Origin of the sequence: Rothia sp. (in: high G+C Gram-positive bacteria), from assembly GCF_015265375.1 — a bacterium.
Taxonomy (GTDB): Bacteria; Actinomycetota; Actinomycetes; order Actinomycetales; family Micrococcaceae; genus Rothia.
The window spans coordinates 1-12,184 of the sequence record NZ_JABZXW010000024.1; the positions used below are offsets into that span (position 1 = coordinate 1).

Annotated in this window: 8 protein-coding genes; 4 read left to right on the forward strand and 4 right to left on the reverse strand. The window is 60.3% G+C overall.

Going from position 1 to position 12,184, the window contains the following annotated elements; all coding sequences use genetic code 11:
* From HXO69_RS04575 to HXO69_RS04585, 3 genes are all read left to right on the forward strand, one after another.
* Positions 1–2,688 (forward strand): hypothetical protein (locus HXO69_RS04575; protein ID WP_296545583.1); only part of this gene is annotated, 2,688 nt, incomplete at its 5' end.
* Between the two features lie 238 nt (positions 2,689–2,926).
* Positions 2,927–6,196, forward strand: coding sequence for a type I restriction endonuclease subunit R (locus HXO69_RS04580; protein WP_296545585.1), 3,270 nt, complete (start codon positions 2,927–2,929; stop codon positions 6,194–6,196).
* A 238-nt stretch (positions 6,197–6,434) separates the two neighbouring features.
* Positions 6,435–7,466: a glycosyltransferase gene (locus tag HXO69_RS04585; RefSeq protein WP_296545587.1), complete on the forward strand. Its 1,032-nt coding sequence runs from the start codon at positions 6,435–6,437 to the stop codon at positions 7,464–7,466.
* A gap of 133 nt (positions 7,467–7,599) precedes the next feature.
* On the opposite strand, the gene HXO69_RS04590 is transcribed toward HXO69_RS04585, so the two are convergent.
* A complete protein-coding gene (locus HXO69_RS04590) occupies positions 7,600–8,502 on the reverse strand; it encodes a PIN-like domain-containing protein (protein ID WP_296545589.1) in 903 nt (300 codons plus the stop codon).
* 452 nt (positions 8,503–8,954) lie between these two features.
* Here HXO69_RS04590 and HXO69_RS04595 point away from each other — a divergent pair, with 452 nt between their 5' ends.
* A complete protein-coding gene (locus HXO69_RS04595; RefSeq protein WP_049327112.1) occupies positions 8,955–9,566 on the forward strand; it encodes an ANTAR domain-containing response regulator in 612 nt (203 codons plus the stop codon).
* Positions 9,567–9,837: 271 nt separating this feature from the next.
* On the opposite strand, the gene HXO69_RS04600 is transcribed toward HXO69_RS04595, so the two are convergent.
* The 3 genes from HXO69_RS04600 to HXO69_RS04610 all read right to left on the reverse strand — a co-directional run bounded on the left by HXO69_RS04600 (position 9,838) and on the right by HXO69_RS04610 (position 12,046).
* Positions 9,838–10,086: a hypothetical protein gene (locus tag HXO69_RS04600; protein ID WP_049341350.1), complete on the reverse strand. Its 249-nt coding sequence runs from the start codon at positions 10,084–10,086 to the stop codon at positions 9,838–9,840.
* Positions 10,087–10,140: 54 nt separating this feature from the next.
* A complete protein-coding gene (locus tag HXO69_RS04605; RefSeq protein ID WP_296545591.1) occupies positions 10,141–10,647 on the reverse strand; it encodes a PaaI family thioesterase in 507 nt (168 codons plus the stop codon).
* A gap of 121 nt (positions 10,648–10,768) precedes the next feature.
* Entirely contained in the window at positions 10,769–12,046 is a 1,278-nt protein-coding gene (locus HXO69_RS04610) for a dicarboxylate/amino acid:cation symporter (protein ID WP_296545593.1), read from the reverse strand.
* Between the last annotated feature and the right edge of the window lie 138 nt (positions 12,047–12,184).

The window sequence follows — 12,184 nt, forward strand, 5'->3', positions numbered from 1 at the left end:
CCCGTACCCCTCGCACCCATCCTGCAGTACCTGCACGAAACGCACCTTCCCGACCCCAAAAAATGGCCCGGCAGCTACCCCTACGACAAGTACATCCTCGAAAACATCACCGCGCGCATGCTCGCCCGCGTCGTAGCCACCACCTTCAGCACCAATCACCCGCACAACAGCAACTACCGCGAACTCCTCGCGCTCATCGCAACCCTCGTACTCCTCGCCCGCAACTGGGAAGGCCCCGAAGAAACCTTCCTCACCCTGCTCAACCCCGAGCCCGGTGCAGACACCGAAGAGGACCTGCAACAGTCCATCGAATCCGCATCCGAAGCCCTGCGCCCCATCCTCACCGAACTGCTCGTACCCGCACTCCGCGCCGCCCGAGGCACCTTCACCACCAACGAAGCGCAGCTCCTCACCAGCTACGCGCTCGCCGCCGGATACTACGCAGGCGCCCACCCCCACGAAACCCTCAACAGCATCCACACCTCACTCGCCGCCGCAGACCGCACCAACGCCCTGCCTGACGCCGAGCTCATCCGCTACGTCGCGGACTTCCTCAACGCCGGCTCCTACGCCACCCACACAGGTAGCGGACTCACCGGCAACCACGCCGAACAGCGCAACCTCATCCTGCACGGAAACTACGCCAGCCACGAAACCGCCGCACACCTCGTCGCCTACCTGCCCCAGGCACACGACGCCATCGCCTTCAGCGCACTCCCCGGCGAAGAAACCGGCGCGCTCGCTGACGAACGCCGCGCCGCATTCACCCTCTACCTCTGCTACCTGCTCCTCGCCGGCGACGAATCCTCAGAACAGCAGGCCGCCGACCTCTACCGCGCCGAAAGCTGGGCGCACGCTACCGGCCAGCAGGTACCGGGTATCGAGTACCCTGAGCCCGATGCAACCCTGCCCGATGCAACCCTGCCCGAGGCACCCGCCAACCACCTCATCATCCTGCCGCTCGACACCCCCGCCGGCAGCCCCGAAGACCTCGCCGAACAGCAAGATGAAGCATGGGGCACCATCGAAAACCTCGCCTACAGCGTCGGTGAAGAAATCAGCCTCGAGGGCACCATCAGCTACCCCCTGCGCGCCGGCGAACGCCTCGCCGTGCTGGCACCCCTGGACGTGCTCGCAGGCTTCGGTCGCCACCTCAAAGCCGCACACCGCGGCGAAGAAACCCGCCAAGACAAAATTGTCGACGACTTCCTCACCGCCATCACCGTGCAACCCGGCAACCACGGCATGCGCCTACGCGCCGTCATCGACCTCGGCCCCGAACACCTCAAAGTCAACACCAAAACCCGCCTCGGCCTGGGCCTCTTCAGCATCTTCGCGACCGGAACCAAACCCCAGGGATCCGTCTACCTCGGCTCCCTCGACGACGAGAAGCTCTATACCCTCGCCGAACGCTCCAGCATGCCGGTGCTGACTCGAGTCGCCGAACTCGTCGCAAACACCGCCCGCGGCTACCTCGAACGCGGCGAAATCGGCTCCGAAGACATCACCCGCGGCGTCATCGTAGCCTCCGACGCGCTCAAAAACGCCTCCTTCGACGAGCTGTACATCAACCCGGTCTCCAACAACACCCCCGAAGAAAGCCTCAGCCTACTCACCAGCCTCACCCGAGACCTACCCGGCCTCCTCGAAACTCTCCCCGCCGCCCTGCCCGTAAGCGTGCCGCACCGTCGCACCCCCGAAGACGAACGGTCCATCCCGCACGGCGAAGAATACGACATCACCATCAACCAGCTCATCAAAACCGAGAAAGTACTCACCAAAATCACCGGCCGCCAGGTCGACGGTGCACGCTACGGCGATGTCGAAAACAACAGGAAGCGCATCCGTGTTCTCGACGCGCACACCCTCGGCTACTATGCACGCTACGGTGTGTTGCCTGCAGAGAGCCACTACCTGCGTGCCCTCGACCTGACCGAAGGCACCCAGCTCACCCGGGCCAACGACGTTGTCATCTACCCCGCCTACGACCAGGCCTACGGCGGACCCGCCGTCTACCTGTGCGAACACGGGGGAGAGGTCATAGGCCAGGGCATGACCGTACTCCGATTCCGCCACTACACCCCCGACCGCTCCAACCTGCAGGTCACCAGCGAATACGTTCAGCGCGCCCAGCTACTCGCACACCTTCTGCGAGCGCTCCTCAACGGCCTAGCCGAAGGAACCGCCCTCCGGATCAGTACCCACCTGGCACCCGAAAAGCGTAAGACCAGCACGGATATTAAGGGCTGGGAGAAGCAGCCGCTGCCCCATATTGACGGTCTGGCGTGGAACAACAATGACCTCGAATGGTTCAGTGAAAAGCCTGAGACTGACAGTGCTGAAGCCGGAAACTCCGAGGCTGAAGGTGACGCACCCGAAAATGCGGATGCATACGTCACTCACCCCGTCGCACGTTACCTCACCCAGGAACTCAACGCCTTCGACGAGGTGGAAGCCGCCCTGGCCGAGGCCCTGCAGCAGGTGCGTGCTGTCCGTGGACGCTACGAACGGGACCTCATGGCAAACCGCCTAGATATTCGCTCCACGTGGGAAGATACAACTGTGCGGAAACGCCTTGAGGCAGAAGAAAGGGCGCGACTCCGACAAGTCCTGAAAGCTCTGGCGGCTGAAATGGCCACTTCAGAAGAATCCACTCCAGGAGAACTCGACGAGGAGCAGCCCCGCTAGTTGTTGCCTGAATACTCCTCTCGACAGTTCACCCCCCCCCCGGGGTAATCAAACCGGTGCCTCAGCGCGTTCGCTTACCCCGGGGTAAAACACAATAACGACATTTCCCCTCGTCATCAGGCATTCTAGAGATACACAACGCCGCAGAGCTCACCACAGAAGATGAGCAAGCGGCACGCCAGCAAAGTATTCACACAACACGCGGGGTACTCACGCATCCGCAACGAAAGGAGCCACCATGGCTGAAAAGAACTGGGAACTGAGCGTCCTCTCCGAACTCGCAGACAAGGGCTGGGAGCTAACCAACGGATCCGGTATTAAAGCAGACACCACCTACGAGCAGCGCGAAAAGGACACACGTAAGCCCGACTCGATTCTGCCCAACTACAAGGCCTTCCGTCACGGCCGCGAATCCCGCGAGTCCCTCATCATCCCCGAAGAGGTCAAGGACGCCCTGCACCGCCTCAACCCGGACGCCACCGAAGACCACGTGCAGAAGGCCTACACCACCCTGACCCGACGCCGCAGCACCAACACCATGGCTGAGAACAAGGAGGCTCTCGGCTACATGAGCACCGGCATCCCCGTGGAAATGAAGGCGCCCGACGGAACCCTGCGCACCCGCAACCTGCAGGTCATCTCCGCGGATCCCGCGCAGAACACCTACCTGGCGGCGCAGCAGGTCACCGTCGTCTCCGGCGGACGCTCCTACCGCCTGGACGTGGTGCTCTACTGCAACGGCCTGCCCGTCGGCATCATCGAGCTCAAGGACCAGGACAAGAAGCTCACCGAAGCCTACAACCAGATGAACACCTACCAGCGTGAAATCCCGCAGGCCTTCATCTACAACATCGTCACCATCATGGGCCAGGCCGACCACGCACGCTACGGCACCATCGGCACCCCGCTCTCGCACACCGCCCAGTGGAACTACAACGCCGAAGGTGCAGAAACCCCCAACGACACCTACATTGACGACCACGGCCAGGTCAGCAGCCCGCTCAACCGCATCATCCAGGCCTTTGGAACCCCCGAAATCCTGCTCGACATGATGCGTCACTTCACCCTCTTCGTAGGCACCGGCACCGAAGAAGGCGGCAAGTCCTACGTCAAGATCCTCGCCAAGGCACACCAGTACTACGCCGTACGTGAGGCGCTCGACCGCGCCGTAAAGACCCACACCGGCAGGGGACAGGTAGGCGTCGTCTGGCACACCCAGGGCTCCGGCAAGTCCTACTCCATGCTGTTCTTCGCCCGCGCTGCCATGCGTGAGAAGGCTCTGCACAACCCCACCATTGTGGTGGTTACCGACCGCACCGACCTGGACAGCCAGCTCTACACCACCTTCATGAACGCCAAAGACATGCTCCCCGAGGAGCCCGTCCAGTTCGATTCGCGCCGCGAACTGAAGAACCGCCTGAATGACATCCAGTCCGGCGGTATCTTCTTCACGACCCTGCAGAAGTTCGGCATGGAAGACCGCGACGAGCAGTTCCCGCAGCTCTCTGACCGCTCGAACATCATCGTCATGGTGGATGAGGCGCACCGCTCCCACTACGACTCTCTGGAAGGATACGCACACAACCTCAACACCGCCCTGCCCAACGCCAAGTACATTGCGTTCACCGGCACCCCCATCGACAACAAGACCGGTAACACCACTGCTGTCTTTGGAGAGTACATTCACACCTACAGCTTCGACCGCGCCATTGAAGAGGGTGCAACCGTCCCGCTGCTCTACCAGTCGCGCCACGTTGAGATGAGCAAGTCTGAGGGAGCTGAAGTGATTGGTAAGTCCTTCGACGAACTTACTGACCTGCTTGAGGCGGAGATTGCTGCGAAGACCACGCTTGAACAGACCACGGTCATGAAGATGCTGACCTCCGACGAGCGTCTGGACGAGGTTGCCAGGAACATTGTCGAGCACTGGGAAGAACGCCGTGAACTCATGCGTGAAGAAATGAGCGGCGGTATCGGTAAGGCCATGGTGGTTACTTCCGGCCGTGAGCACGCGGTGCGACTCTTCCACAAGATCATCGAGAAGCGTCCCGACTGGGCCCCTGCAGGCCCCGAGGACATCAACGGTGGTCGCGTGCAGGTGCTGATTTCTGGCACCACGAGCGACACGGAGGAGCTTGCACCCTTCCGCCGCAACAAGGCTGATTCCCGTGCGGTTGAGCGTCGCATCAAGGACCCCGAAGACCAGCTGGAAATCATCGTTGTGGCCGACCGTCTGCTCACCGGCTTTGACGCGCCCGTGCTTCACACCATGTACATGGACCGCCTGCAGAAGGAACACAACCTCATGCAGACCATCGCCCGCATCAATCGCACCTACAAGGAAAAGCAGTCCGGTCTGATTGTTGGCTTCCTGCCGCTGCACACTAACTTGCGTAAGGCTTTGAAACAGTACGCAACCAGCGGAGAAGAGGTCAACTTTAACCCCGTAACCCGTGGCGAGAAGCTGCTGGAAGACTTCAGGAACTCCTACGCGCAGCTCACTGAATACCTGGGTGTTGACTGGTACGCGATGGCGGAAAGCCGCGGAAATGGCGTCGATCCGCGGGAATACGACCGTATGCTGACCCTGGTGCAGAGCAAGGTTCTGGGCTACGAACAGGCCGCGGAACGCGCACCCCACGGCGACGCACCGCAGGTGACTAAACTCCTGGGCCACATCATCGACCTGTACCGCCAGCTCATTCCCATCAAGGACCAGCAGGAAATTCCCAATGTTCTGACCCCGGCCATGATTGCGCGACTTGAATTCCTGCGCGAAGTGCACAAGGGCGTGAAGAACCGCCGCCTGAAGAACCGAGCCTTCGAGCAGACCATCAGCGCTGAAGAAATCAAGCAGCAGATGGAACGCCTGTTCAATGAGGCTGTGGAGACTGGTGGCACCAACATCATTACGGTGGATGCCAACGGCGAGAGCGCTATCGACCTGCGTCAGCTGACCGATGCGGCCATTGAGCAGCTGTCCGGCACGGATGCGGCCGCCCTGGTAGCTCAGAACGCCGCTGATCTTGTAACCATGCAGATTCAGAACTCTCTGGAAGGTCAGCAGGCACGAGTCGTGTACTTCATGAAGCGCCTCGAAGAGCTGCTCAAGCGGTACAACGCCTTTGAAAACAAGAGCAGCAAGGAGCTTGAAGAGCTGTTGCTTGCTGTTCGCTCGCTGGCAACCGAAGCTGAGAACGACGCCGACCGTGGCCGCCGTCTGGGCCTGTCTGCTCGCGAGGTGCGAGTCTACGACGAGCTGTGTGCAATCGACATTCTGGCTCAGGTCCTGACGGAGGAAGAGCTTGTGATGTTGGCTCGCCAGCTGAAGGACTCTGTTGTGGATGCTACGGCTCTGGATGCGGCGGATAACACCGGCAAGGCGAAGCTGAAGGTACAGATTCGCGGTAAGCTGTTGCGTTTCCGCGCGGTGTTTGAGCGCGCAGGTGCGGTGTTTACGGATGTTGTGGATGAGGTGGCGGGTCACTTGGATCAGCTGAGCCTCTAACCCTCCTCCTTTCTCTTACGCCGAGAAGCCACATGTGTTTCGAGAAGCCACCAAAGAAGTGGCTTTTCGAAACACATGTGGCTTTTCGCGGTTAATAGGCAGGTAATGACGACGGGCAGCACACGATGCGGAGCTCTGGGATATTCTGAAATTAGAAGACGCGCAGGACCCTCAAACGGCCGGGCGCATCGCACACCATACAACCCAATTCACCCCGAAACTCAGCGAAGGAGCCACCATGGCAGCCACCCTCCCCGACCCCAACTACCAGCCCACCTACCGTTCCAACGGCGTCTGCGACGACCTCGCCGCACTCGTTGCACCGTACAGCCTTTCGCGCGCCCAGCTTGCTGAGGCTACCGGTATCGCTGATGAAGCGATCGTGAACAGCTGGGTTGCGCAGTGCTACCCCGACCTCGCGGCGGATGCACCCGCACCCCTCGAACCCGTCCTGCGGTACCTGGATGAGACCTACCTGCCCGATTCCGCTAACTGGCCCGGCGATAACCCCTACGACGAGTTCGTTCTCGAGAACATTGCCGCGCGCATGCTCGCCCGCGTTGTTGCTGACACCTTCGGTGAGGACCGTCCCGGCAACTACCGCGAACTACTCGCGCTCATTGCGACCCTCGTGCTGATTGCCCGCTACTGGGATGGCACCGATGAGGCTTTCCTGACCCTGCTCAACGCCGAGCCCACCGCGGAAGCGGAAGAGTCCCTGCAGGAGGCTATCGCGAACGCCCCCGAGTCCCTGCACCCGCTCCTGACCGAGCTTCTGCTACCCGCCCTGTATGAGGCGCGCGGCACCTTCACCGCCGACGAGGCACAGCTGCTCACCGGCTATGCGCTCGCCGCCGGATACTACGCGGGCGAGCACCCCTACGAGACCCTGAACGGCATCCACGTTGCGTTCGCCGCAGATGACCGTACCCAGCCTGACGCTGAGCAGATTCGCCGCGTTGAGGACGTCCTCAAGGCTAATTTCCAGGCCGCACGAGCAGCCGCTGATGCTGACGAGAACCCGGAGCCGCACCACTTCACCCTGCCCGGCAACCAGGACGGCTACGAAACCGCCGCGCACCTGATTGCCGCCCTGCCCCAGGCACACGACGTTATCGCTTTCAGCACCCAGCCCGGTGAGGGAACCAGCGCGCTCGCCGACGACCGCCGCGCCGCATTCACCCTGTACCTGTGCTACCTGATGCTCGGTGATGATGAGTCTTCGGAGCAGTGTGCCGCGGAGCTGTACCGCGCCAGCCGCGAGAACTAGCCAGACGCTGAAAAGCCACATGTGTTTCGAAAAGCCACGTTTTTAGTGGCTTCTCGAAACACATGTGGCTTCTCGCTGTTTATGGTGGTTAGTGTGGTGGGATTATTCTCAGCGGTGACTTTATACGGCGAATTTACACAGCGACGGGCTGTTCCGCGCGAATCGCACTGTAGGTTGCGTCGCTGACGGTCACGCCGTACTGGTTGGAGGCGAGTCGCAGAATCTCCTCGACGGTGTAGATGCGGAACACGCCGCCTCCGGTTGCCTTAGTGTATTCACGCAACAGCTGACGGTTTGCCAGCTGACGCACGGGCTCTTTACCCGATGCGGCGCGGACCTGCGGGCCGTTGCGCAGCCAGGTGTCGCGCACACCGCCGGTGACGAAGACGCAGTCGGTGCCTTTCACTCGGGTGGTGGCTTCGGCAAGGCACTGGTTCCAGAGCGCGAAGTCGGCGTCAAAGCTGGCGTTAGCGAGCAACGGGTGGCCCTGCTCAAGTGCTTCGCGGCACTGCTGTTCGTGGCGTTCGGGGCTGGGCGCGGCACCCACGTGTCCGGTGAAGATGCGGTTCAGTCGCGGCAGGATCGTGTCGTCTTCGCGGCGTGCCATGTTGATGGATCCGGTGTCGGTGGTGGGTTCAAGGATCCGCATGATCTGCGCGATGGAGTGGTCCAGCTGGTGCGTGACTGAACGCAGCGCGCTCCAGGGGGAGTTGCGTTCTTCGGGCAGGGTTTCTTTGAAGGATGCGAGCGCTGAGCGGACGCGTTCTGCGGCGGCGGGTACGGGGGAAGCGCCGTCGAGTGCTGCCCAGAATTCTTTGAGTGCCTGGTGGGGGAGGAAGGCGTGTCCGCGGAGCTGGGAGTAGGCGCGGAGGATTTCGTCGCTAACGTGGGTTGGGTAGTTGTAGAGGCTTGCAAGCGCGGTGGAATCGAAGGCGACGAGAATTCCGGGGTGAATGGAAGTCAGCGGGGCGCGATCGAGTTCCTTGTACTCGACGAAGTCTGAGTACAGGGTGCGTGCTTGACGGGTGATTGACATGAATCCCCTCCGGGTATCGAGTATGGTCGGTCAAATGCGAGTGCCGGAGAAGTCGAGGAGAATAATCCATTCCAGTGTATCGGCCTTCTTTGGCAGGTCATGGAGTTTCGGTATAAATATTTTGTTTATTACGTTTGTGTCTAACCCGAGGGTGTGTTAGTGCATGTCAGAGTCATTTTCGGGTCTACGTTTTAGGTGTGAATTTCGCCGCGCATGTCTATGTTGTGCGACTTTTTCTTCACGGTTTTCTTCACGGTTATGAGCAGTATAGAACAAAAACATGCATTAATGTGCAAAATCTGAGGGGTGGCACTCAAAATGACATCAGAAAACCCCTCCCACCTGCACATAGGACGCATATAACACGCGGGGGACAAGGCGCGAAAGTAGATGAACATTTATTCCCTCCTGTAAACTTTAAAGTGACTGAAATTTGATAAAGGAGAAGAGTAATGTCAGAGCTGACCACTCAGGATCAGGCAGAGGAGCAGGGTCCCGCCCGCACCGTCGTCGTGGCAGAAGACGAGGCATTGATTCGCCTCGACATCGTTGAAATTCTGAAGGACCAGGGTTTCGATGTTGTTGCAGAAACCGATAACGGCAAGACCGCTGTCGAGCTGGCACAGAAGCACCGCCCCGACCTCGTCCTCATGGACGTGAAGATGCCGATCATGGACGGCATCACCGCAGCTGAGGAAATCGCGAAGGAGCAGATTGCTCCCGTCGTTCTGCTGACTGCATTCAGCCAGAAGGAACTCGTTGACCGTGCCGTTGAGGCAGGCGCTATGGCGTACGTCGTCAAGCCTTTCTCCCCGAACGACCTGGTCCCCGCCATTGAGGTGGCAATTAGCCGCTACGAGCAGATTCGTGCCCTCGAGAAGGAAGTTGGCACCATCCGCGACCAGTTCGAGACCCGCAAGCTCGTTGACCGCGCAAAGTCTCTGCTCATCACCAAGATGAACCTGACTGAGCCGGAAGCATTCCGCTGGATTCAGAAGACCTCCATGGATCGCCGCCTGTCCATGCGCGAAGTTTCTGACACCATCATCAAGCAGCTCTCCTAAGCACAAGACGTGCACAGTACGTGACAGTGCAGGTACGAATGCACGCTACGGTGAAGACTAGGATTCGCCGCTGAGCACACACAGCTGGTGCAGTGATGAGCCAGCGCCTTTATTCATGACACACAAACGCCCCACCCCTCACGATGAAGCTGAGGGACGGGGCGTTCGTGTTTAACCGTTCGTTTCTGACCGTTTGCGGGTGCGCGCGGCGAACCGGGTGCCTAGCGTTGGCGGGAACCTAGCGCTGGTTGGAACCCTAAGGCAGGCAGAGCTAGCGCAGGTAGCGGTTCAAATCGTCGTCATCATTGTTTGGGCCGCTAATGGGGCGGTCCGTCGGAGAACCAGCCCAGAGCATGCCGCCGGTACCGAGCATCACGCCCAGCCACCAGAAGCTACCGGGATTATTAATTGCGGTCACCAGGCACACCAGCATCACACCGATTGCGATGGGCAGGACAATGCGCTTAGCGCGCACAATTTTCGGGTAACGCTTGAAATAGGGGGTGCGCTCGCGGGCCATGGTTGTCCTTTCGTTGGGGGTCGTTCCCTCTACCTTAGCTTAGACGGTGTTGGCTTAGGCGGTGGGGCGGGGAATCAGCATGTTGGTGATGCGTGCGGTGCAGGTGGTGCGGCCGCGCTCATCCACAATGTCGATGGAGTGGATGCACAGGGTGCGTCCGAGCTTGACGGCGGTGCAGGTTGCGGTGACGACACCGGAGACTGCCGGGCGCACGTGGGTTGCGTTGATGTCCACGCCGACTGCTACGAGGTCTTCGCCGCCGTGCACGCCTGCGGAGAGCGAGCCGAGGGTCTCGGCAAGGACCACGTTAGCGCCGCCGTGCAGCAGGCCGATGGGCTGGGTATTACCGGCGACGGGCATGGTCGCGACGGTGCGTTCTGCGGTGAGTTCCTGGAACTTAATGCCCATGGCGGGGATGAGCTCGCCCAGGCCGCGGGGGAAATAAGAGTGCAGGTGTTTGGGGATGCCGCTCTCGGTCAGCTGGGCCTTGATTTCTTCTGCGGTAAGGGTGGTGGGTGCTGCCGCGCGGACGGGTGCGTGCTGTGTGTTGTTTTCAGTCATGACTTCCAGTGTACTCCTCGGTTTTTGATGCTTTGACCTGCGGGGGAGGCTCCGGGTACGCATCAGCCCCGCCTCCTGAATGGGGAGACGGGGCTGAAAAACGCTATGGAAGCGGAGAGGATTAGGCGGAGATAGCTTCTGCCTTTTCGATGTCCTCGTCGCGGATTTCCTTATCGGGGTTCGCTCCGATTGCCTTAGAAATACGCTCGGTCAGGGCCGCGATGGTCGCGTCACCGGTCACGTTGGTTGCGGTGCCGAAGGAGTCCTGAGCCAGGTACAGGGCAATCATCAGGGCAATCATGGAGGCATCGAAGCCGAGCATGGACTGCAGCAGACCAATCGCGGTCATCACGCCACCGCCGGGAACGCCGGGAGCGGCAACCATCATCACGCCGAGCACCAGAATCATGGGAATCAGGCTACCGAAGTCGGGGTGCTGACCGGTCATGAACAGCACTGCCACCGAGCAGGAGGTAATGGTAATCATGGAGCCGGAGAGGTGAATGGTCGCACACAGCGGAATCGCGAAGTCCACCACGCGGGGCGAGATGCCAGCCTTCTTTGCCGAACGCACGGTCACCGGAATGGTTGCAGCCGAAGACTGGGTACCGATTGCGGTGAAGTATGCCGGGAGCATGGTCTTGAGCATCTGGACGGGGTTGCGGCGAGATACCGCACCAGCCACCGAGTACTGCAGAGCCAGGGTGACCCAGTGCAGAATGATCACCATGACGAACACCAGACCGAAGACCGAGAGAATCTTTGCCACCTGGCCGGCGAGGGTCATGTTCGCAAACACGCCCACGATGTGCACGGGCAGCAGGGGAATAATCACGTAACCGAGCATCTTCTCAACGATGACCTGGAAGTCCTCGAAGAGGTTCAGCATCGCACGGGTCTTCAGAGCGGTAATGCCCAGGCCCAGGATGAAGGAGAGAATCAGTGCGCTGAGCACGCCCATAATCGGGGTCAGCTCGAAGGAGATGTAACCCTTGGAGAGTGCATTCTCGGGGTTGTCGAAGGAAGCGAGCTGCTGGCCCTGCAGAATGATGGGGTAGAGCAGCAGAGCGCAGGTCAGTGCCAGGAAACCAGCAAGGATGCTGGAGATGTACGCCAGACCCACGGTGATGCCGAGCATCTTACCCGCACCCTGCGCGAGGGAACCAATGCCGGGCACGATGAAGCCGATAATAATCAGCGGAATCGCGAAGCTCAGGAAGGCGCTGAACACGGTAGAGAAGGAGACAAAGATCTGCACAATGAGGTCGGTGGGGATGGCCGCGCCGGTTGCGTCATTGATGCCGCTAATCATTCCGGGGGTCAGCATGCCGATGAGCACACCCGATGCAATCGCGATGATAATCCACGCGAGGAGGGGGAGTTTTTTGAGTACCTTCATGGGTTCCTAAATGAGGGTTCGTTGTGTGTTGAGCGCGGGAGGTGCCCTCACGGTCCGGTGAATCCTGCCGGTGAATTCTGGGTAGAGCTCTGCCTATGAATGCACGGGGTGTGGGGGTTTCCTACGCTGGAGGCGATA